The organism is Candidatus Dependentiae bacterium, from assembly GCA_040878395.1.
Classification (GTDB): domain Bacteria; phylum Babelota; class Babeliae; order Babelales; family Vermiphilaceae; genus JAKBEL01.
Genome location: JBBDMI010000005.1, coordinates 88,627 through 112,452, shown reverse-complemented (window position 1 = coordinate 112,452; position 23,826 = coordinate 88,627). Strand labels below are relative to the sequence as shown.

At 35.1% G+C, this 23,826-nt stretch carries 12 protein-coding genes; 4 read left to right on the top strand and 8 right to left on the bottom strand.

The window, feature by feature from the left end; all coding sequences use genetic code 11:
- The first annotated feature begins 78 nt into the window (after nt 1–78).
- The gene (locus WD055_01970) at nt 79–7,032 is read left to right on the top strand and encodes an ABC transporter substrate-binding protein (GenBank protein ID MEX0848968.1); all 6,954 of its coding nucleotides are present in this window, start codon (nt 79–81) and stop codon (nt 7,030–7,032) included.
- Between the two features lie 49 nt (nt 7,033–7,081).
- Here the strand turns inward: WD055_01970 and WD055_01965 are convergent, their stop codons facing one another.
- On the bottom strand, nt 7,082–7,507 hold the full coding sequence (locus tag WD055_01965) for a hypothetical protein (protein MEX0848967.1): 426 nt from the start codon (nt 7,505–7,507) through the stop codon (nt 7,082–7,084).
- 441 nt (nt 7,508–7,948) lie between these two features.
- On the opposite strand from WD055_01965, the gene WD055_01960 reads away from it, so the two are divergent.
- The 3 genes from WD055_01960 (at nt 7,949) to WD055_01950 (ending at nt 12,611) form a co-directional block, all read left to right on the top strand.
- Nucleotides 7,949–10,333 carry an ABC transporter substrate-binding protein gene (locus tag WD055_01960; protein ID MEX0848966.1) on the top strand — a complete coding sequence of 795 codons (2,385 nt, stop codon included), beginning with the start codon at nt 7,949–7,951 and terminating at the stop codon, nt 10,331–10,333.
- A 189-nt stretch (nt 10,334–10,522) separates the two neighbouring features.
- On the top strand, nt 10,523–11,920 hold the full coding sequence (locus WD055_01955) for a prolyl oligopeptidase family serine peptidase (GenBank protein ID MEX0848965.1): 1,398 nt from the start codon (nt 10,523–10,525) through the stop codon (nt 11,918–11,920).
- A 283-nt stretch (nt 11,921–12,203) separates the two neighbouring features.
- The gene (locus WD055_01950) at nt 12,204–12,611 is read left to right on the top strand and encodes a hypothetical protein (GenBank protein ID MEX0848964.1); all 408 of its coding nucleotides are present in this window, start codon (nt 12,204–12,206) and stop codon (nt 12,609–12,611) included.
- A gap of 25 nt (nt 12,612–12,636) precedes the next feature.
- On the opposite strand, the gene WD055_01945 is transcribed toward WD055_01950, so the two are convergent.
- The 7 genes from WD055_01945 to WD055_01915 all read right to left on the bottom strand — a co-directional run bounded on the left by WD055_01945 (nt 12,637) and on the right by WD055_01915 (nt 23,821).
- The gene (locus tag WD055_01945; protein MEX0848963.1) at nt 12,637–13,497 is read right to left on the bottom strand and encodes an IS982 family transposase; all 861 of its coding nucleotides are present in this window, start codon (nt 13,495–13,497) and stop codon (nt 12,637–12,639) included.
- A gap of 168 nt (nt 13,498–13,665) precedes the next feature.
- Nucleotides 13,666–14,988 carry an ankyrin repeat domain-containing protein gene (locus tag WD055_01940; GenBank protein ID MEX0848962.1) on the bottom strand — a complete coding sequence of 441 codons (1,323 nt, stop codon included), beginning with the start codon at nt 14,986–14,988 and terminating at the stop codon, nt 13,666–13,668.
- A 10-nt stretch (nt 14,989–14,998) separates the two neighbouring features.
- The gene (locus WD055_01935) at nt 14,999–15,445 is read right to left on the bottom strand and encodes a hypothetical protein (protein ID MEX0848961.1); all 447 of its coding nucleotides are present in this window, start codon (nt 15,443–15,445) and stop codon (nt 14,999–15,001) included.
- A 219-nt stretch (nt 15,446–15,664) separates the two neighbouring features.
- Nucleotides 15,665–16,927, bottom strand: coding sequence for an ankyrin repeat domain-containing protein (locus WD055_01930; GenBank protein ID MEX0848960.1), 1,263 nt, complete (start codon nt 16,925–16,927; stop codon nt 15,665–15,667).
- A gap of 145 nt (nt 16,928–17,072) precedes the next feature.
- Complete coding sequence (locus WD055_01925) at nt 17,073–17,372, bottom strand: hypothetical protein (protein MEX0848959.1); 300 nt, start codon at nt 17,370–17,372, stop codon at nt 17,073–17,075.
- A 20-nt stretch (nt 17,373–17,392) separates the two neighbouring features.
- Nucleotides 17,393–21,685, bottom strand: a complete 4,293-nt coding sequence (locus WD055_01920) for a hypothetical protein (GenBank protein ID MEX0848958.1) — start codon at nt 21,683–21,685, stop codon at nt 17,393–17,395.
- 57 nt (nt 21,686–21,742) lie between these two features.
- Nucleotides 21,743–23,821 carry an AAA family ATPase gene (locus tag WD055_01915; protein ID MEX0848957.1) on the bottom strand — a complete coding sequence of 693 codons (2,079 nt, stop codon included), beginning with the start codon at nt 23,819–23,821 and terminating at the stop codon, nt 21,743–21,745.
- Between the last annotated feature and the right edge of the window lie 5 nt (nt 23,822–23,826).

Genomic DNA, 23,826 nt, shown 5'->3' with positions numbered 1-23,826 from the left:
TTGCTAAGCATTGCTCTTTTGCGTTTAAATTACCTTTGTATTGTTACAGTTTGTTAAAATGCACACGGTGGATCTATTATGCGTCGATTGTTACATACCATTGTTTTAGTATCTTGTTTGATTCCGTTTTTTGCATTTGGATCATTCGATACATTGTCTGAATTGATTGCTTATGCACATCAATTGCCGGAGGCACCGGAAAATGAATATATAGATCCTTATAAACCGCAGTATAACAAGTTATATAAATCACTGAGCTCTCGGGAAGAATCTAAATTATTTTCTGAATTGCAAAAAAGATTAAAACGTTTGGCAAAAGATCGTGAACTTAAAGGTTTTTATGGTGATTTTGTTCAGAAATTTTATATTGACGTAGAGACAAAGTGGTATATTTGGGGCCCTTTACACGGTGCTTTTCATTCGTTGATTCGATCGTTAGAAGAAATGCGTGAACAAGGTGTGATTAATGATAATTTGCGTATTATTAAGCCTAGATTCAATGTAGTATTTAATGGAAATATATTAAATTATGCACCATATCAGTTAGAAACATTGTCTGTTTTATTGAGCTTGCTTGAAAAGAATCCGGATCAAATGTTTATCATTAAAGGAGCATTTGAACAAGTCGATAGATGGCGAAAGAGTAATTTTAAAGATGAGTTGATTAATCGTATTGGCCATGAAAATGAGATCTCTTTTTCAAAAGAGATCGATACCTTTTTCAATACCTTTCCACTTGCTTTGTATTTAATTTCAACAGAAAATGATGTGGTACGTATTTCTTTTTTTAAAGATCATCCATTATTAACAGAAGAAAAATGGAATTTCTTTTTTAATCAAAAAGTTACAGAGAGCAAGAAGATTAAGGATATTCCAGTTTCGGATGAAAAAGTAAAGATAAAGGCTCGTATTATTGGTCATGCGGTTAAGGAGTACCCTTATGAAATTCAGAGTTTGACCTATGCGCAAGAGGATGGTATACACACATGGCAGCTTTTTTCTAGCCCATTGAAACTATTTCAGCAAATGTTTAATTTTTACGAAGATGCAGTGGCTGTTTTGACAACAGGAAAATTTTTTTTCAATTGGAAGATTGCATTGTATCGCCATCAATTAGGTGGTCTTAAAGGATTTATACGAGCGCGAGAATTTAATCTTGCTACGGGAAAAGAAGAGTTCACTGCCGATCAAGAAGAACGGATCGCCAATTTGAAACAGAACATTCAGCTTGCAGAACTTGAGCAAGAACGATTAGATAAGCTTTGTCAGGAAACGGTATCTGAGCAAGCAGATGTTGAGCTAAAAAAAGAGCTATTGGAAGAAGAAAAAATTGTTCGAGTAAAAAAAGAAGAACCAAAAAGCACAGAAATGGCTTTGCAGGGCAATACTTTAGTGGTTGGGACGCTGCAAGATTTAAGTAAATCGCTCAAAGATCTCGGTGTGCCGTTTCGTAACGCAATGTTATTGGTGATTAATGATTTTAATGATGAAGGAGGCGCTCATGGTTTAAAAATTCGTATGGTGTCACTTGATGATCAATATAGTTCTAAAAAAGCACGAGCGCTTGTAGAGCAATTCCTTGATGTGTATAAAACAGATATCATATTAGGCGCGCAAGGAACGCCAACGTTAACTTCATATTTAGATTTGATAAAAGAGAAAAAAATTCTTTCAATTTTTCCTTTTACCGGCGCTTTTCATAATATGGTTTTGCCTTATTTTATTAGATTGCGAGCTTCGTATGTTGATGTTGGAAATGCGGTAACCACATTTATGATTAAAAATAAAGGAGCAAAGAAGTTTGCTTTTTTCTATCAAGATGATCAATTTGGAAAAGATAATTTAAATGGTGCATTGAAAGCATTAAAAAAAGCAGGAATAAAGGAGTATTTAGCGGTACCTTATGATGCGCATAAACCGAATCTTGAAAAGCAAGCGAATGATATTAGGCAGTTTAATCCTGATGCGCTCGGCTTGTTGAGTGTTCCATTTTCTTCAGAAAAGCTGCTTAATAGATTTGATATTAAATGGTTGCTTAATGTCATGTTGTTTACCAATGAGTTTCACGGTATAGAACAATTTAAAACATTTATACAAAAAAAAGGCAAAACCGTAACATCTGCACATGTATGGCCGAATCCAAAAACAGCTGATATGCCCATTGTCAAAGAGTATAGAGCGCGTATGAAGCGCGCAGGTTTTCCTCTGAATGATTCCACATTAGAAGGATATATAACGTCATCGGTGTTTTTAGATATATTTAAAAAGATGGAAATGCCGTTTACCAAAGAACGTTTTATAGATCAAGTGCATAGTGTCAAAGATTATGACTTTAAAGGTTTAAGGTTAAACTTTAATCCAAAGACAGGTCAGCTATTTAATACTATCTGGATAGACACCGGGGAAGGACAATGGATAAAACAAGAAAAGATTGATGATCAAACAACATCGGAACAAAAAATTGAAGAACAAGTAGGGGTTGCGTCTGATAGGTTAGTACAAAATGGTGTACTGGTTTTAGCTAATACTTCGGACTTTAGTAAGGGGCTTAAGCACATGTCAGATGCGTTAAGAAGAGGCATGGATTTAAAGCTTAATGAAATAGCTGCACAAGGGGGTATTAATGGTGTTAAATTGCGTATGTCATATTTAGATGATGGTTATGTTCCCAAACGTGCATTGAATAATGTAAAGGTATTTTTAAATGATGTTGGTACCAATCTTTTGGTTGCCTCAGTTGGTACACCAACACTGGAAGCATATGTCGATTTGGTTAAAACAGGAGAAGTTGCAGCTATTTTTCCTTTTACCGGTTCAAGTACATTTAGAAATCCTACATTTAAGTATATGATTCATTATCGATCTTCATATGATCGTAATGTTTCAGAGATAACAAAAAAAATTGTGGAGAGATATAGTCCGAAAAAAGTTGCATTATTTTATCAAAATGACACTTTCGGTATTGTGCCGGCACAGGCAGTAAGAAAGGTGCTGAAAGAGAAAGGAGTCACTGATATTTTAGATGTTTCTTTTGAGCGTAATAATGTAGATTTTGGTGAACAGGCTAATAAGATTGAAGCATTTGATCCTGATGTGATTGGATTCTTTGGTCCGTCGATTTCTGCTGAAGAGCTTATCAAACGAATGGATTTAAGAAAAGTATCACAAAAAATCCTTTATGGACTTTCTTGGATGACCGGTGATTTGTTACAAAATTTCTTGAGAAGTAAAGGCCTGAAAATGATCATTCCAAATTTAGTGCCTAATCCTAAAACAAGTAATGTACAAATTGCAAGAGAGTTCAGAGAGGCTGCCGATAAAGCAGGCGTTTCTTTAGATCCGAATGCTTTTGAAGGTTACATTAATATTTCACTTTTGGCTTATTTAATTAAGCAAGTGGAAGGTCCGATTACCACTGAAAAAATAATAAAAGTAGCTGAACAGATAAAGGATCTTGATTTTAAAGGAATATCATTGACCTTTGATCCTAAGACGCGGGTGCTTTCTCATCACTCATGGATTGATTTTGGCCAAGATGAATGGGAAAAGGTGCAAAATAACATCCCAGAGCCATCAAAAGAACCGGAACAGGATGTGCAACCTGATATAAAAGAAGATGAAATAGTAGAAGTTCAACAACTTGAGGCTCAACCTACGATTGAAACAAAGGTAAAGGCTGGTGAACAACCGGAAATGGCATTGCAAGATGGTATATTATTTTTAGGAAATACGTCTGATTTTTCCAGAACGTTAAAAAGTTATTCTGAGAATTTAAAACAGGCAATGCTATTACCAATTAGAAAGGTTAACCAAGGGGGCGGCATTAATGGGATGCGTTTGCGCGTTGTATTTTTAGATGATGGTTATGATGGTAAATTAGCGCGTGAAAATGTAAATAAACTGTTGAGCGATTTCAAAACCGATATTCTTCTTGGTGCTATGGGAACACCGACATTGCAAGGTTATCTGGATTTAGTTAAAGATAAAAAAGTGCTTTCTGTTTTTCCTAATACCAGTTCATTTCGTGATGCCGATCTTCCCTATTTAGTGCATTTGCGTGCATCGAACTATGATATGGGTTATGCAGTAACCAACTATGCACTTAAAAATAGTGAATCAAAGCGTTTTGCTTTTCTGTATCAAGATGATTCTTTTGGTAAGGAGATGCTCAGGGGAGCGCAATCTGCATTAAAAGAGGCCGGCATTACTGAATATGTAGCACTACCGCATGAGCGCCATGATGCTAACTTTAGGTTGCAAGCGCAAGAAATAAAAAAGTTTGATCCTGATGGGATCGGTTTTTTCACCAATCCATTGCCGGCTGAGCTGTTGATTAAAGAGCTTAGAGCGGAGTTTCTTCTTGGTAAGATGCTCGTAGGTAGTGAACTTATTAACTTACTGAATGAGTATGGAAAAAAAAGAGGAATAAAGTTTGTATTGCCTTCAGTTGTGCCTAATCCGCATGAAAGTGACCTTGCATTTGTACGGGAATATAGACGCTTGATGAAAAGAAACAGTTTGCCGGTTAATGTTGCAACGTTAGAAGGGTACATGAACGGTATAGTGTTTATTGAATTATTACGTCAGATGGATGGACTATTCAGTAAAGAGAAGTTTTTAAAAACGGTCAATAACATTAAAGATTATGACTTTAAAGGATTAACATTAAATTTCAATCCAAATACGCGTCAGCTTATGAATACTTTGTGGTTAAATACCGGTGGTGATGAGTGGATAAGAAGAGATTTAAATGGTAAAGAATCGATTGCAGAAAAAGAGGTGGAATCACCGTCGCTAAGCGAACAACCATTGCCTAAGACAGAAGAAATTGCATTACAAGATGGTATATTGGTCATTGGAAATTCATCGGATTTTTCAAAAACATTGAAAGATTGGTCTGAGTTCTTAAAAAGTGGTTTAATGGTGCCAATTAATGAAGCCAATAAGGAAGGTGTTAACGGGATGCGTTTTCAGATTGTTGCCCTTGATGACGCTTATGATGGTGATAAAACACGCGAAAACATAATGACATTATTAAATGATTTCAAAACAGATATCGTGATTGCCACTATGGGAACACCGACATTAACCGGTTATATTGATTTAGTAAAAGATAAAAAAGTTTTTTCAATTTTTCCACACACTAGCTCATACCATACCGATGCATATCCATACCTTCTGCATTGGCGAGCATCCAATTTTGATATGGGCTATGCAATGACAGATTATATAATTAAAAATAAAGACATTAAACGTTTTGCATTTGTTTATCAAAATGATCTGTTTGGCAAAGAACTGTTTGACGGTGCAAAAAAAGCATTGGAGCAAGCAGGAATTACGGACTTTTTAGCGCTGGCGCATGAACGGCATGACGTTAATTTTAATACGCATGTGCAGGAAATAAAGAATTTCAATCCGGATGCTATAGGATTTATGACGAATGATTTCCCCACAAAATCGATAACAAGAGCATTGGGCGCACCGTATCTTTTTGGAAAAACGATTTTTGGTGATCTGGTGCTGAGTAATTTAGATGATTATTTTAAAGAGATCGGTATTACAGCAATATATCCTTCAGTGGTTCCTAATCCGAAAACCAGTGATCTTGATATAGTCAAAGAATATCGTGAGCAGATGATAAAAAATAAACTTCCTTTGAATTTAGCAACGTTGGAAGGATATATAAATAGCGCAGTGTTTCTTGAAATAATTTCAAAAATAAATGGTCCATTTACTAAGCAAGCATTTTTGAATGTTTATGAAGGATTTAAAGATTATAACTTTAAGGGTCTGATCTTTAATTTTAATCCAAAGAAACGTCAACTCATGCAAACTATTTGGCTCAATACGGGTGATAATAATTGGATTAGAAAAGATTTAAATGATATAGAGCCGGTTGCAAAGGAAGATGATAAATCGTCATCATTGGACAATCAGTCAGTGCCCCCTGAAACCAAAGATATTGCATTACAAGATAACGTGTTGGTGGTAGGAAATATTACAGATTTTTCCAAAACATTCAAAGGTTTTAGTCAATTACTCAAGCAAGGAATGGAAGGTCCGATTAATAAAATAAATAGCACCGGCGGCATCAATGGTATGAAAATTCAAATGGTTTATTTAGATGATGCATATAATCCAAAAAAAACATTGCAAAATGTTAATACATTATTGAATACGGATAAAACTGATATTTTATTAAGTGCTCATGGCACCTCAACATTGGATGCTTATATTGATTTAATTAAGCAAGAGAAGATTCTTTCGATTTTCCCTATAACCGGATCATTTCGTGATGCCGGATTAAAAAATCTTATTTTCCTGCGAGCATCTTTTGTTGATGAAGGGCATGCTTTGGCAAAGTATATCTTAAAAAGAGATGAACCATTGCGACGGGTAGCATTTTTTTATCAAGATGATCAATTTGGAAAAGATCTTGTGAAGGGCGCACAAGAGGTGCTGCAAAAATACGATACTATAGAATTCAAAATGGTACCGTATCATCGAAACATTTCTCAACTGAAAGAACAAGTAAAAATGATTGCCGATTTCAAACCGCAAGCATTGTCACTTTTCGGTTCTGATGTTGTTGCGCAAATGCTCATCAAAGAGCTGGGCACAGATCTGCTTTTTGATACATTATTGTTTGCAAATCGCAGTATGGGTAAAAAAAGTTTTAAAAAGTTTGTTGCCGATAAAGGATTGCATTTAGTCGTTACTCAAGTGGTTCCTAATCCTGAAACGAGTAATCTTACAATTGTGCGAGATTTTCGCCAATATGCGCAAGATGCAAATGTCCCTATCGATTCAATTGCGCTTGAAGGTTATATAAATGCGGCATTGTTTTTGGATCTGCTTGAAAAAATAGATATGCCGTTTACTAAACAAAAGTTTATTCAAGCAGCTGAAAATATTAAAAATTATGATTTTCAAGGATTGTTATTAAACTTTGACCCTCAAACTCGCCAATTGCTGCACAGCCTTTGGATAGATAATGGAGAAAAAGAGTGGGAACAAATCTCTGTCGATTAATATGAGAACAAAACTATAGTTTTGTTCTCATATTGCATAATAGCTTTTGTTATTTGTTTTGTCGTTCAGATCGTTTGATATATTCTTGAACTGCTAGCTCAAGTTCGTTTACTTGTGCGTTGGTATACTGTGATGTTGCCCAGCTTGCAAAGAAAATAGTAACAAAGAAACATGATAGATCTCCTGAAATATTAATGCTACCAGGGATTGGGGCTGCTATGCTATGTTCGTATTTATAACGAAATTCTGGATTAACAGCAACGGCACCGAATAGTGCTGCAATTGATAGAGTTGATCCTATTATACTCCATTTTTCAACAGCGCTGACAGCATTGTGACGCGTTTTCCAAGTGGCTAAATCATATTCTAGTTTTTCAGCTACATTGCCGAAATTAATATTAGGGATTTCATGTGTATAAGATAGAGGGGTTATGGCGCAGAGTGTGACTAACATATATGCTTTGCATGTTTGCATGGAATTCCTTTTATGAAGCTAATTTAAATATGTAAATAGTGTAAACGTAATTTATATGAATGCAAGATGGAATTGAGTATTTAACCAATGACATAAATATTTTGAATGATATTCTGTATGTTATATATGGTTACATTTTTTAATTACAGGAGTTTCTATGCGCAAAAAATTTCACGTCTTTTTTTTAAGATTTTAGTCTCACATGTATCTGAACCAGAACAGCGGTATAGAGAACTTTTTTGTGTTCAGTCGCCCAGATGTTTTCTATTTGAATACTTTAGTTGTTTTGACAGGGAAAGGCAGATGGAGTGCTGTTTTTTGTTGACTCTTTGTATCAAAAACAAAACTCTTGCTTAATTATCTTATTTTACGTTTAAATTACACTATTGAGTAATGTAGCAAGAGGTTTCGGAAATGATAATTTTGTATATATTTTTGGCTATGTTGACGTCTGGTGTACAAGCATCTTTTACAACACTGAATGAATTTTCACAGTATGCGGATGCGATGCCGGAGTATCCTGCAAATGATATAGAAGATTGGCATAATCCTGTATACAGTTCGTTTCATAAACAGATGCTGCCTTCATTAGTACAAAAAGTGGGGGATTTTTTTGGGTTTTCTACCTATAAAGTATTTCCTATTGAGACATTTAAGAAATTACTTGATGAGGTAGAGGAGTATCGCCAAAAAACCTATTCACGTGGAAGATTAATACAAAAAATGACGCCACTTCCTGACAGTTCATTTATTATTTGGGGTGAATTGAATGGAGCTTTTCATTCTTTTGTGCGGTGCTTGCAAGAGTTGCAACAACAAGGTGTCATCGATAATGAATTAAATATTGTGCAGCCGGTTACCTATTTTGTATTTAATGGTGATGTGGTTAACAAATCGCCGTATATCATTGAAACGATGACATTGATTTTACAGTTAATGAAAAAAAACCCAAAAAAGATTTTTTATCTTAAAGGGGACTATGAGGATAAACAACAATGGATGCAAGCAGGGCTTGGGCGTGAATTGACCGTACGAGCACGAGAATTTTCAACTGAAAAAGTTCCTTTTGCCGACACATTGCGTAATTTTTTTGGGACCTTGCCACTTGCATTATATCTCATTCCACCTGAGCAAACAGATAAAGAAAAAAAAGTTGTACGGATTTCATTTTTTGGTCCGGAAGTTAATGAACTTGATGAATCCGATTTTCCTTTCTTTTTTGATCTGTATTCCAAGCCGATAATATCTTTATTGCAAAAGACGCGCCAAGAAACTGATGTAAGTGCACAAGTTGCAGCATATATTTATGCAGAAGATCGTTCTACAAAATATACACATTCAAATGGTTTGGCTTTTATTAGTAAAGATAAACAGAATACACAGTGGTCAGTCGTTTCCAGCCCCACCGCAAGTTTTAGACGTTTATATCAATTTTTTGATGATGCATTTGTGGTACTAAAAACAAAAGAGCAACTTTCTGATTGGACATTGACTTTGTATCATCAAGATGTGCGCACTTTTGATGGTTTCAAAAAAGAACGTCCGTTTTATCTTATTTCCGGTGAGCAGATTCCTGATAAGCAGCAGCTTGAAATTACTCAGTTGCAAGATGAATTAGTAAAAATTACCAAAGAAAATAATGAACTCAAAGAAGGGTGTGTTCTTGTGCAGCAAGAGCAGCCAAAACAAGAAGAACTGAAAAAACAGGAAGCTTCATTGATGCCAAAAACAATCTCTGCTTTACAAGATGGCAATTTAGTTATTGGAAGTACTATGGATTTATCAAAGCAGCTTAAAAGTTATTCAGAATTACTTCGACAAGGATTGGATTTGTCGATTGATAAGTTCAATAAAGATGGCGGTCTGGACGGCGCTAAAATTCAGATGATTTATCTTGATGATGGTTATGAGCCTGAACGTGCGCGTACAAATGTTGAGAAGCTTTTGAATGATTTTAAGACTAATGTGATTTTGGGTTCTATGGGTGCGCCAACTTTAGGAAGCTATATTGATTTAATAAAGAATCAAAAGATATTTGATATATTTCCTAATACAGGTTCGTTTCGAGATTCTAGTTTAAAAAATTTATTACATCTTAGAGTGTCTTATTTTGATGCTGGTCGTACAATCACACAGTATGTTATTGAAAAAAATTCAGCAGCAAAACGTTTTGCTTTTCTTTATCAGAATGATGAATGGGGCCAAGATCTTTTAGATGGTGCAAAAACAGCATTAGCTGATGCTGGTATTGCAGATTATCTTGCAATTGCATATCATCGTAATGATGCTAGTTCATATAAAAAAGCTTCGGAGCAGATTGAGGCGTTTAAACCAGATGCTGTTGGTTTTTTCGGAGCTCCTAGGGTTGCAAAAGATGTAATAAGAAGTATGAGTGGAGATATTCTTACAAATAAAATTTTATTTGGTGATACAGCTCTTGGCAAGAAAGATTTCATTAATTTTATTAAAGAAAAAGGATTGAATCTTATTATTGCACAAGTAGTTCCAAATCCGGAGACCAGTAATTTGGAGATAGTCAAAGAATTTCGTGAGGATGCAAAAAGTGCTGGAGTTCCTATAGATGTAGTAAGCTTAGAAGGCTACATTACAGCAAAAGTATTTTTGGATTTATTAGGGAAAATAAAAGGTAAACTTAGCATTGAAAATTTTATTAATGAAGTGGAAAACTTAAAAAATTATAATTTTAAGGGGTTGAAGCTCAACTTCAACCCTCATAATCGTCAAATATTGCATACCGTTTGGATGAATGACGGATCAAAAAAATGGACGAGTCGAGATGTTAAGTCATTTGAAAAATATCAGTGAATAAATAAAAAATTGTTTTTTTAATAGCAAGTTGTTTCCTTTACTTAAAAAACGTGATTATATTCCTTTATTCTTTTTTAATTCTAATTGACATGAAACCCTGTTCTTTGTTATTATTAATTATAATAATATAATAATATGAGTTATAGGGGTATTATAGTATATTATAGTCACAGTAAAGGGGCTTTTATGAGTCAATTATTACTCACTTTAGCTATTTTTATAATTTCTCCTATACAGGCTGCTGTGAATGCGAGAACATTATTAGCTAGAATTGCGCCTGTAGTTAGTGCATCAGGGCGTTCGTCTATGCCTGTGTTACATTCTACAGTGTCATCTCGGGTAAAATCAACTTTGGCAAATTCGGGGCTTAATTTATCTATGCAAAATCAAAGGCAGCCTTTGTCATCGCATTCGCAACAGGTTAGTTCATTTAACCAGCAAATACCTATGATTAGTTCAGATATAGGAGCAGCTTCAGCTGCTCATCAGAGGTTGGCTAAAAGTGGGCAGGTTACTCTTCGTCAAGAAAAACCCAGTTTTTTAGAAAGATATCAAGAGCAAATGTCATCTATTAGTGATTTTTTTAATTTTAAAGATGATAAAGATTATGTTTTGGATGAGCTTGTACAGGCAGAAGATTATGATATTTCTCCTAAAAAAGAAGTAGAATATATTAAGACACTAGAGGAATATGTTCCTGATAAATATGAAGACTTAAACCCTTTGCAAAAAAAATTAGAAACATCTGAATCGTATCAAAATTTTTTAGAACAATTGAAAAAGACAAAAGATGTGGCATTCAAAAAAATTACTTATGAAGTTGATGGCCAGCCAGTTGTTGGATTTGCCTTGTTGCCAAAAAAAACAAGGGCGAATGGAGAAAAGCATCCATTAGTTTTAAGCATGCGGGGTGGATTCAATGGTGAAGGAGTTTTTCATGAATGGGCAAAAGTAGATTTGCCTTGGATTATGAGACACTATGCTTTTCTTGCTCAAAATGGGTATGCAGTATTGGTTTCACAATACCGAGGTGCTGAGGGTAACACTAATAAGGATGAATTCGGTGGTGCTGATGTTAACGATGTATTAAAGCTATTTGATGTTGCAAAAGAGATGGGAAATATTGATCTTGATAATGTTTCATTAAATGCATTTTCGCGTGGTACGGTTATGTTGTATAAAACTTTGCAAGCGTTAAAGGGTAAAATTCCAATAAAAGCAGCCATTATAAAAGGTGGAATTTCTGATCTTCCCACTTTTTTAAAAGATGATCCAAAATATATCAAACCAATTTTAGAACAAGCGCGTCCTGATTTTAATGAAAATGCACAACAAATAGCAGAAGATATTTCGCTGGTTCATGGTGCAGAAGTCCTAAAAGATATTCCGACATTGGTAATGCATAATGAAAATGATAATGTTGTGCCTATAGGCTTATCTCAAAATTTGGTGACAAAGCTTAAAGAGCAAGGTTCTGAATATGCCTTTAAGTTTTTCCCAGGTAAACATCACCAAATTTTAGAGCACAATGACGAAGTTCAAAAGTTAACACTCGATTGGTTGAAAAAGCACGCATCTGAGTAGATTAATTAATTTAAATAATGGTGGTTGATATGAATATACAAATATTTTTTACGTTATGAGGATTAAGCAAAGAGTTTTGGAGTCTCGGTAATGATAATTTTGAAGAATCATTGTGTGAATCTCAACGTTTAGGTACTGCAATGAACTGGTTCGATCGCGAATTGAGGGAGTAGGCTACTAAATTTAATGATGAAATGCAAAGTTTAACTAAAGAGTGGTTTAGGAAGAATGCTAAATAGATAGTTTAATTAAAAACAATGTATAAATATTTAAAGGTTTTTTTATGAATAAACAGATAATTTTTACAGGTACTTTTTCATTACTAATGATTTCATGTGTACAAGCAGCATGGAGAAGCCCAGCTGTGTTTTTGGCTAAAGTTCCTAAAACATCACAAGCTAATGTTGCAAATTTTTTACGTTATCGAAAAGGATTGAGCGAAAAGTTTTTGGGTCTCGGTAATGATAATTTTGAAGAATCATTGCGTGAATCTCACAGTTTAGGCACTGCAATGAACCGGGTCGATCATGTGTTAAGAAAACAGGGTATTGAATTTGATGCAACTAAAGATTCACCAGATGATTTTGTTAAAGCGCTTGAACCAAAAAAAGTAGAAGCGCTAGATAAGCATCTTCGTGGTGGAGATAGGCATCTTCGTGGTAGTACGCAATTAGAGAATTCAGCTGATTAGTAAATAACGTGAGTTCGATAATTATTTAAGCGCTTATTTCAATAAATCTTTCCTTGAAGATTGCCGGTTTATTTTCTCTAAAAGAATAAGCTGAAATAGTTGCACATACATGTACAACAAGAGACATTGGACTTCTGAAGTTAACATTTTCTAAGTTATATTGGGCCTTTAAAATACCGATTACAGATTCAATCACCCCTCGCTTTCTTAAAAGAAGTTTATCAAATAGATCCATCAATTTATTTTTCATGTTTTTACGAATTCGATGTATTAATTGTATTCCTTTGCTATAAAGTCTTTTGAATCCGCCGATATAGCCCTTGTCGCCTACCAATTTGCCGTACACTTTATTGTCTGTAAGTTTGTCCAAAACGTCCTTATTGTTGTCAGCCACATTTCCAGGCGTAATAAAAAATGACAAGATTTCACCTTTGCTGTTAATTACCAAATGAAGCTTGAAGCCATAGAACCACCCAGTGCTCGTTTTACCTTTTGCTGCAATTCCCTTGAATGTTTTGTGTGAATACTCTCGTCTGGAATGGCAAACTTCAAGTTTGCTGCTATCAATAATGGATATACCATTACATCTTCCTAAAGCTCTTTTTTGTGAAAAGAGAATTAAATGCATAGCATATTTTTGTCGCAATTCAATAAACCGATTATAACTTACAACGTCATTAAAAGCGTTGCGTAAAAAACCTTTAATCATCGTCTCATAGTAAGTTTTGAAGTCTTTAAACCGTGAACAATGAAAAAAGATCGCTATTGTTAACACTTCGCTTGCACTTAGTTTTGGCTTTCGGCCAACTTTTTTAGTTGATCCAATAGATTTTTCTTCAATAAGCTTGCAAAAATCATCAATTTCACAGAAAATATTTACTAACATTGCGATATCTCCTTTTCTTTTTTTGTAGTAAATCAAACAAAAGGTTATCGCAATGTTGCTTTATTTCAAATCATTTGTATTTTCGAACTCACGTTAAATAAGTTTAAATAGCAGTTGATAACAAATAGGGCTCACAATCGTGGGCCCTATTTGCATTTTGAAGATGAGTTATGTTGGTTGTATGGTGATTATTCTTGTGAAAGTTAAACCCTGCTTGCAACAAGCACAATCATACTGATGCTGGTTTAGTTGTTCAAAACATTCTGTGCAATATATAGAAAAGCAACATTGAGGTAATGTTAGTTGAGATCCGTTGGCGATACCCTCAAGGCATATAGGGCATTTTGCTTTTTGTGCTTTTGATTGTTCAATTAATTTACTTGATAATATCTTCCATCGAGGGTCTTTTTTGATAAGAAGCATTTTTAGCGCTGGAATAATACTTGCTCCTGATTGTATTAATTTTTCCATTGTATCTTTCTGATCTTTGTACATTGATATTGCTAATGGGGTTCGGCCGGAATTCGTACGAGCATCGATATTTGCGCCATGTTTGAGTAGTTCCGGTATGAGTTCAACGTTATCTGAGTCTGCAACTGCATGCATTGGTGTTACATTGTTTATATCAGGAATTTTAGGATCTGCGCCTGCATCTAAGAGAACTTTTGCTATTTCAAATTTATGATTAAATAATGCGCCCAAAAGCGGGGTCCGTTTTGATGTGTCTTGACTATCTATGTTCCAGCCTAGATGCAATAATGTCTGCATTTTTTTCAGTTGGCCATCATGTGCAGCATTATGTAGCCATGTGTGGGTCAATGGATATGTATCATGTAGTTTTTGTAATGTGGATGTGCATTTATTGAGTAAAGATTCATCAGTAACTTCTTGATCAGATTTTACACATTCATCTAGTACATCAAAAGCAATATTGGTAGTTTCATTTAATATGCTTTCAAGTTGTTCTACCTTATTTTTCATGCCGAAAAGATCACCGTTAATCTGTAACATATTAAGTTCAGCGTCTTCGAGTTTATCTTGAACTTTAACTAATTTCGATTGAGCTTCAACTAGTTTGGATTGAGTTTCTAGCAATGCTCTATGTTCTTGATATTTTTTGTCTATTTCATTTTTTAATGTGTGTGCTGTTGTATTGAGAGTTTCATTTGTTTGGTTGAGTTCGTTTTCAGTTTTTCTTAATTTTTGATAGAGGTAATAAATAGTTGCGCTTAATCCGATAATAGCTGTTGTCAATACGCATATTTTGATGTTAAGTGAATCAATGCATTGTTCAAGGAATGATTGAGATGGCGATTCAAAGGTATGTTCTTTAAGTACTTCATTGATTTCAGGTGTTGCTAACTTTATTGTTTCTTGTGCTGTTTGAACAGATGCGGGAGGGGTTTGCAGGCCCCATTTTTTGATGAAGTCCATCGTATATGTTGATGATGTTAGAATAGTCAAAATTAACATTAATTTTTTATAGCGCATATGTTTCCAATTAAATATTTTTTTTTGTTTGTTTTTCAAGTATACACAATTTTCTTTTGATTGTTTTGATATGATGTTCATTATATAATCCATATATGAGTGAACTGATGAAAGATGGCAATGCAATGTATTTACTTAACAATAGTAGTTTGAGGCTGGCAAATATAATGCCTTGGGCATTTGAAATATCATCTGGATAGAGCCATTTTTTTTGTTTTGTCGTACAAACATAATTGAAATATTTGTTATAGGTAAATGTACTTATTATCGATATTATGGATAACAGTCCCGAATAACGTATAAAAAGTTTGATGTGATGTTCTCTTTTTTGTCGTAAAGTAAGTTCTTCTTTTTTTTTTACTTTTATTAAGTCATCAAAAAAATCTTGCTTATAGTCGTTTGCACGCACCTGTGTGTTTAAAAAAAATGTGAATAACAGTAATGTTGTTTTTTTCATGATTTTTTATCTTTTTGTATTGAATCTTAGTTGTCTTTCAATGTGATAATGCTTTGTGTTTTAATTAATTTTTGCTCATTATTTTATTGTATTGATTAGAAGCATTATTGCAAGGATATGTTGCTAAAAGTATGAGATTTTTAATACAAAGTAAAGCGCCCATTTGAGCGCCTTATAAAAAACTGAAAAATAACTTTGTAATTTTGTGCATTAGATTCTTTATGAATTTATTTTTGAGCCTGCTGAAATTAAGATGTCAATAATTTCGCTGTGCCCGTAGAAAGCTGCACTTTTCAATGCGGTGTTTCCACTTGTAGTTGTGCTGTTGACATTGGCACCGGCTTTTATAAGAATATGTACGAGATCTAAATGTCCTTCAGCAGCAGCATTTATTAATGGTGTGAATCCGGCATTGCTTGCAAGATTTAAATCTGCACCTGCTTCAATTAAAATTTGCACAATTTGAGTATGGCCACTAGAAGCAGCAATATTTAAAGCGGTAGCACCATTGTTGTCTGCAGTGTTTACATTAGCTCTGTGTTTAATAAGAAAGCAAAGAGTTTCGATTTGATTATTGTAAGCTGCGCTATATAAAGGTGTGTAACCGTCATTAGTTGTAGCTTCTATATTTGCGCCTGCATTGATTAAGGCTTGGGCTATATCACAGTGACCAAAGCGACTTGCATCTATTAAAGGAGTAATTCCATTAATATCTGCTATATCTAAATTGGAAATCATTTTAATACAAACAAGTGCTAGATCTAAATGACCATACTCCGAGGCACAATGCAAAGCGGTAGTACCGTTATTTGTCATAGCGTTTATATTTGCACCAGCTGCAACTAACATGTTAAAAGTTTCTAAATCGCCGCTTAAAGATGCACAATGCAGAGGAAGAACTCCTTCGTCTGTTGCCAAAGATACATCTCCACCAGCTTTTAGTAAAAGGTAGACTATTTGTGAATATCCTTTTTCAGCGGCAATATGTAATGGCGACAGACCGTATTTATCGGGTATGTTTACATTGGTGACTTCATTAACAAGTATACGGACAACTTCGAGATAGTTTGAGATCGATGCGCAATGTAAAGGTGTGTATCCATAATTATCTTCGGTTTGTATTTTTGCACCAGATTGAATTAGAATGTTAGTTATATCCGTTTGTCCGTTCAAAGAAGCGCAATGTAAGGGGGTAAGTCCTCCTTTAATTACAGCATTTATGTCGGCACCAGCTGCAATCAAGATATTTAACATCTCAATACTTCCATTTATAATTGCACAATGTAGAGGGGTAAATCCGTTTACGCTTGAAGCGTTGACATCTGCACCATTCGCAATTAATCTACGTACAATTTTTATGTTTCCGTTATAGCAAGCATTAATTAAAGGGCTAAAGTTATTATTGTTTGTTGCGATATAGGATTGATAAAATAAAGCAATGCAAATTGATAATAATAGAGAGAAATTTCTTTTCTGTAACATATGGAGCCTTGTTTTTGATAAAATAATAAATTTTAGCTGATATTACTTTTGTGATTCATTAAAGTTTATCAGTTTATCCATATGATGCCAAATACTACGCTAACTAATACATTATGTTTTTTTTGTAGGTATAAATAATTGCAGGTTATTCGCCTTCAAATTTTAGTAATAAAAAGCCTTTAGATACCTCTAATGCTCCTTTTTCCAAAATATCTATTACATGACTTGGAATATCATATTGTTTTAATTTTGGAATTTCTTTTAATATTTGATTAGCTTGTAATTCATTATAATAAGTATATGAATATGGATCGAGAAAAGGCAAGCATTTTAGATCCAGAAGTTTAGCTGATTTTGCAATCTTGCTAATTTCGACATCTTCTAACAATCCTACTTCTTTAACTAATTCTCCATCTTCTTCTATGATAGATACTACAATTGACATGAAGTTCCTTTATTTAAATATCATAAACAGGTGGGATAAATTGTTCTAAAGCGATCTTGAGAATCGGCTAATACAACTTTAACTTTAGTTGTATATATACCATCTTTGGTAACACCTATAATTTTGTTAAAATCATACACTTTTACTCCGGGTTCTACAAGTACGCCATTTTCCCATGCTTTAGTTGCTATCTCTATCAGGTTTGTATCTCTAAGGAAAATAGACTTTTTCCCAAGTATTGCATTAGGACCTTTAGGCATGTGCTCGTTATAAATATGTTTAAAGAATTTCTTTGAAGGCGGTTGTAGTCCTAACTTTTGTAATTGATGGTTAACCGGTTGTATAAGAGATTGCTGATAGGTTTCCGTTGAATAAAGTGATTGTTTAAAAGGTTCTTTATCACAAATGATTTGTTTTCTTATTTCTGTTTTTAGATTTTTAACAGCTTCTTGGCAATGAGTTGCTGCTTTATATTCAACTTTTCCCGTTCGTTGTGCAGGTTCTTGGGTTGCACCTTTGAATTTGCTTTGATCTTCAACAGCAGCAGTCGGTTCGTTTGCCGGATATTTCCCTTTATCAATTGTTGATGGACCTGCTTGTTGAGCTGCTTCTCCTGCAATGCCGGCACCTTGAAGCGCTCGAGTGGCTCCAGTTGATTTAGATGCAGAATCAGCAGTTTTGAACAATGTTCCTGTTTTTTCTGCTGTTTTAATGACAGCATCTTCGACTACAACTGCTGCTTTTCCAACATCGGCATATAGGCCTGAGATTTCAGCATCACCTAAAACACGTCCGGCTCGCCCAGCAATTTGTTGTTCGGTTTTTATAGCCATGCGTGCAGCAACTTCAGTTGGTGTTGGATTTTGCAGGTTAACGTAAATCGTTCCTTTTTGAACGGTGTTTTTTAATTCGTTGGAAAGGACTCTTCCGGCTTTTGTGAGGCCTTTTGCCAATGCACCATGCGCATATATGGTAGCAGTCTCACGCCCGGCAAATTCACCAACTTGATGGCCAAAAGCTTCCCAATCTTGTTCGGTCATGTTTGGCATGTTATCTATAAATGTTTGCACATCTTGTGACAGTTGTTCAAACTGTTGTGTTAATCGTTCTGCGCGTTCTTGATTTTCTTGCAAACCTGCGCGAACATGCTCAAAGTCTCCCGTATCAAAAGCGTCATTAAGTGCGTCTTGTTGAGCCATGTAATATGCTAAATCGCGCATGCCTTTAAATGAATTGCATATATTATTAAAAATTCCTTTAATGTCAGTAACTCCTGCGACTGCTCCTTTGACAACTCCGGTTTTAAATGCTTGCTCGTTTTTAGCAGCTGCAATCATTTCGGTAGTAACGGTCTCGAGTTTATTGATAATGTCGACCATGTTTTGCTTGGTGTATTCAATGCCTTCCGATTGTAAAAAATCCTCAACGTTTTGTGCAATTTCAAATACCGATATTGCCTCTTTAATTAACCCAAGTTCTTGATAAAGTTTACTAGCCTCAAGACAGGCTGATGAACTTTCTTTAAAAAGTTGATATTGTTCAGCAGGAATTATGCCAAGATCAGTCGCCACTTCGTTGGTTTGTGCAGCAGATGGCGTTTGATCAGAAAGAATGATTTCATCTACTTTTCGAGTGCTGTCTGATGCAGTGGATGGACCAGCTTGTTGAGCAATTTGTTCTTCAGCTTTTTGCATTAGTTCGTTCATCATGTCTGTATATTCTTGCATTTGGACTGAACTATCTGCTTGAGCGTTGTATTGATCAACAATGTTTTTTATATATGCTAAGTTGCCTTTTTCCATTGCATGTTCACATGCTGTATAATCTTTATCAAATTGTTGTGCGTTACGTTGTGTGAGAACCTGTTCTTTTGTCGCGGTACTGCCAAATAACCAAGATTTTGCGCGTAAATATCCATATCTTATATGGGATGCTCCAGCTTTGGCAGCCGTCCATGGGCGACCTTCACGTTTTTTATCGATTGGATTAGTAACTTTGCCAACTTTAGCTTTAGCGATAGGTTCAAATGCATCGACGTCGTATTCATGACATGCTCGTAAAAAGATTTCTAACTCTGCTCGATTTTCAAAAGCATGCTTTTCAGCGAAGTTGGTAATAAAACGTGCTAAATCTTTGCGATCAGTTAGTGAAAGTGCTTCTTTTGTGTAACCGTCTGGGCTCATAATATATTGAGAAACTTTTAACTGAAATTCTTTTATGTCTTTAAAAAGTAGCTCAATATCGTGAGCATTTTCAGCTTTAAGTTCTTGTGCATTATGTGCAACTGCTTGCTCGAAATGCAATTTGTCGTCTTTTGCAACGAGTCTATGTATTTTTAAGATGCATTTTTCCAGTTGTTCAATAGATGCATCTGGGTGTAAAGCTGATGCAAACTCGTATACAAGCCCTTTTTTGAGTTGTTTGTATTGTTGTGCCAAGGCCGGGTCATGTTTTTCCATGCGACTTAATGCATAGTGTGCAGATTCTCTGGTTCCTTTGCCTTCAATCAGTTTAAGTTTTTCATCTACAGACAGTTTTGAATACCATGCACGAGCTTTTTGATTGAAGACTTCGACTAATGCATCCTGTTGGGCAGGGGTTGAAGTATTTCGGTGCTCGCCTACAGTTTGACCACTTTGGGTGCCGCCGTATGGATTGTGACGAGAGTCATTTATATGAGCGGGTTCACCAGAAACAGTACCTTTATTGCGATAATCGTTTAAAAGTTCAGCCTCCTCAGCTTTTGTTAATAGTGCGCCATCGGTATCTGCGGACACGGTTGGTTTTCCAGTTGTTGAGTTGTTGCCACGTATGCCATCCACTTTTTTATCTTGTACTCTTATTTGATTGCCATCTTTATCAATAGTGTATATCGGCGACTTTTTGGCAGCTTGAGCCACTTGTTCTTGTAGTTCAGCGAACGTTAGTTCTTTTTTGGTTAGTTCACTTGAAACGTTCAGTTTTTTTTGCGTGTTAGCGTTACCTGTTGTGCCTTCATTTTTTCCATAACGGGAACATCCTTTTTTTGCATCAGCTTGATTTTGCACTGAGCTTTTCGATGAAGATACTCCGGATGTTGATGCTGAGTTATTTGATTTTACTGACCCGGCTGCTGCAGGTGCGGTATTGACAACTGCATGAGGCATTGCCGCAGCAGGTCGTTCAGTTAAGTCACTTCTTGCATTACCAAAAGGAATGCGGAATGTTACCCCGGGAGCTGTTGATGGGTGAGATGTGCTTGATGTAGATGCTGCTTCGGTTGTTTTATCTACGGGCATTAAGAATTCCATTTTTACGATAGGTGGTGTGGCTATTAAGTCTGCTCCTGATTTGATGTATGCCTGATGGAGCTTATTATAATGTTCACATGTTATCAGTGATGAATCATTTTTGTATGTATCGACAATTGATTTTGCATTTTTATAATCTTTGTTATGTAGTGCTCTGTTTAATTTGATAAAATCTTGTTCAAATCGAACCGATTTGATTTTTTCTATTGTTACCGGATTTTTATTGCATTGGCCGAATAAAAAATAGCTTTTTTTAGAGATTTCTTTCTCTTTTAAAAATACTTCCAGTTCTTTTTTTTCAGTAAATACATTATGTTCAGCAAATTTGGCGATAAGGTTTGTCCATTCTTGTTTGTCCAATTCTGAACTAAATCCTTTATAAAAACCTTCTGAGTCATAAACTATTTTTGCAAGATTTTCTTGTAATTCAATAATTTGAGCATTTAATTTCGCTAGTGTTGAGGCTGGAATGCCAATGAATTTTCCATTTTGATCAAAGAAGGCTTTTTGCGCGAGCTGGTCTTGTAAGTTATGGATAAAAGCCGGATTGATATTTTGTAATTTGAGATCTTTAATAATACATGCTTCAATCATATCTTGTGTTGTATTAGGATGCATAGATTGAGTAAATGAGTTCAAAATTTGTTGCATCTGACACTGAAGATTATTTTTAACTTCAGGAAAGTGCTTAAGGTGATTTATTAAATCTGAAAAATTTTTAACATTTTTTAGATCATTAGGGTTTGACATGGCATAACTGAAAGCTTTGTTGACGGCCATTCCTTTTAGGAATTTATCAGTACCATTGTCTGCAGGGTGAGACAGGCTTTCTTTAATAGGATCTGTGGCAATATCTACAGCAACAGCTTTAGCGGTTTCTTCAGCAACAACCTTGGTTGTTGCTGCTACTTTAGCAGCAGCTGCAGTTACTGTTGCTATTATAGTTTCTGCTGCATGTATATTATTTAAATAAAAACAGAATAGAGATAAGAGTAGTGTGAATACAATTTTATTTTTTAACATTTTTTTCTCCATTTTTGCATAAGGCATCAAATTTGATGCCTTATGCAGTAAATATTATTATTTTTTTTCAAGCATACATTGAGTAGCGGCGCGTTCGGCGAGTTTATTAATATATGGATGAAGCATATTTTCCTGGTCTGTATATTCAGTACGTTCACTCAGTGACCACCACCTCCATGGCAAGTTCCACCACGAATTAGATTGAACTTTATTATCGCCTTTCACTGATCGTACGCCTTTTCCCCAAAATGTTTTTTCAGTGTATTCTTTATCTTTTTTGTCTTTAAATAAAGTGATTAGTAATTGAGCATCGCTATTTTCAGCTTGTTGTTTGCTGATGTCAAGTTGTTGAGATGACATATGCATGCCATAAGCACCTTGAATGAAGGACCATACAAGTCCAGTATAGGTTGCGCCTGCATTTACTGCTGGCCAGAAATCAGGTGATTCTCTAAATTCTTTCCATTTTCTGCCTTGGATTGTTAATGGTTTTTTGCCAGCAGATAGTTCACCCTTTACTTTTTTTATGGCGAGCTGTGTTAACTCTTCAGTTGCAATGCGAGGCATTTCTGGAGGAATACCTTCAAGGTGCTTTTTATAAAGTTTGTCACAAATAGAAAGGTGAAGTTCATTTACAATTAATCGAATTTCTCTTCCTGTAAGGCCGGTTGTTCCTGGTATGAGGCCACCGGTTTCTTCTGCAATAATATGTACAATGTTTTTATTGTATTTTATTTCGTTTTCATTCAGATATGCTTGAGCAATTACTGATCGAGCGTTATATTTTGGCAGTGGTACATGGATGATGCGTACGCGACTTGAAACTGAATCTGGAATCTCTTTGAGATAATTTGAAGTTCCTACTATTATTAAATTAGGATTTTTACTTTCGTCCATCCAGCTTTGAAGCAGCGTAAGGGCATTTGAGCGTCCATCGGAATCGGCGCTTTTAGTTTTTTGGAGTGCATCTAGCTCTTCAAGAACAATAACCCAAGGATCATTACTTTGGATAATTGGTGCTAATAGCTTATCAAGATTTTCAACGGAAGAAGCTTGCCATTTTGTTTGTATGGCTGCACAGTTAATTTTGACAAATGGGCGTTGATAGAGCATGGCGAACATTTGAGCTGCACTTGATTTGCCTACTCCCGGATAGCCATGCAATAGATAGCCTTTGCTCAAAGCGAGCTTTTCTTTAGGGCAGTGCATATATCGCTTATGGCGAATCATTTCAGTAATTAAATTAAGTGAGTGGCTAGCAGAAGCTACTTGTTGCCAAGTGTGAGACATTTGCGGTTGAGCTATAATGTTACAGCACATTTTGGTTATGTTCGCTTCTTTGGCTGTGTTTAATTCTTTGATGAAATCTTTGTAATTAGTTACATATTGTGGTTCTTTGCTTAGCATTTGTAATGCTGGTAAAGGCAAAGTAATACCAGGAAAAGTAATACTGTAAGCGCATGCTTCTTCAAATTTGTAGTTTTCAGTTTCGATTGCCATTTCTAAGAAATTACAAGATTGTTCTAAGGCTTCCATGCATTTACTTTGAATGTTTCTTTCGAATCTGTTTTTTAACGCTGTTTTCATTTGATGTGTAAGAATGAGGTTGCAGCATTCGATAAATCTACATTCGGGGTCAAGTTCTAGGCAAATTTTATGCCATCTTTGAAGTCCCTCTGTTACAGATTTAATATTATTTATAGATGGCCATAATATGCTTTTTGAGGCATTAGGATGTTTTAATATTTTTTGTGCGTCTTTTGTTGTCGTTTGATGATCAAGTTTTTCTAGTAATAATGCACAGGTATCCTGAGGCTTGCAAAGTAGGTATGTTTTTTCGATTGCGTCATTTTCTTGTTGTAGGCATTGTACATAAGCTTCTAAGGGGACATCTGTAGTCTCATTACTAGATGCTGCAGGGGATGAGCTTGTAATTTCTAAAGGCAGTTTGCGATGTTTTAATATAAGGGCACAAGCTTCTAACATAGTGCATCTAGGAAACAATGTTTTACATGTAGAAAGCCAACTGTTAAGTTCTGAAATGTATGATCTAGCGTTCCAAGGACCTGTGTCAGCTGGATAGATGCTGTGTATTAAAAAAAATACACAGAGTAATATCGGAATTTTAAATTTCATAGTTA

Coding starts and splice junctions, on each gene's coding strand:
- WD055_01955 (MEX0848965.1), top strand. CDS start 10,523: ATGAGTCAATTATTACTCACTTTAGCTATTTTTATAATTTCTCCTATA.
- WD055_01970 (MEX0848968.1), top strand. CDS start 79: ATGCGTCGATTGTTACATACCATTGTTTTAGTATCTTGTTTGATTCCG.
- WD055_01925 (MEX0848959.1), bottom strand. CDS start 17,372: ATGTCAATTGTAGTATCTATCATAGAAGAAGATGGAGAATTAGTTAAA.
- WD055_01960 (MEX0848966.1), top strand. CDS start 7,949: ATGTTGACGTCTGGTGTACAAGCATCTTTTACAACACTGAATGAATTT.
- WD055_01940 (MEX0848962.1), bottom strand. CDS start 14,988: ATGCGCTATAAAAAATTAATGTTAATTTTGACTATTCTAACATCATCA.
- WD055_01915 (MEX0848957.1), bottom strand. CDS start 23,821: ATGAAATTTAAAATTCCGATATTACTCTGTGTATTTTTTTTAATACAC.
- WD055_01945 (MEX0848963.1), bottom strand. CDS start 13,497: ATGTTAGTAAATATTTTCTGTGAAATTGATGATTTTTGCAAGCTTATT.
- WD055_01935 (MEX0848961.1), bottom strand. CDS start 15,445: ATGAAAAAAACAACATTACTGTTATTCACATTTTTTTTAAACACACAG.
- WD055_01965 (MEX0848967.1), bottom strand. CDS start 7,507: ATGCAAACATGCAAAGCATATATGTTAGTCACACTCTGCGCCATAACC.
- WD055_01930 (MEX0848960.1), bottom strand. CDS start 16,927: ATGTTACAGAAAAGAAATTTCTCTCTATTATTATCAATTTGCATTGCT.
- WD055_01920 (MEX0848958.1), bottom strand. CDS start 21,685: ATGTTAAAAAATAAAATTGTATTCACACTACTCTTATCTCTATTCTGT.
- WD055_01950 (MEX0848964.1), top strand. CDS start 12,204: ATGAATAAACAGATAATTTTTACAGGTACTTTTTCATTACTAATGATT.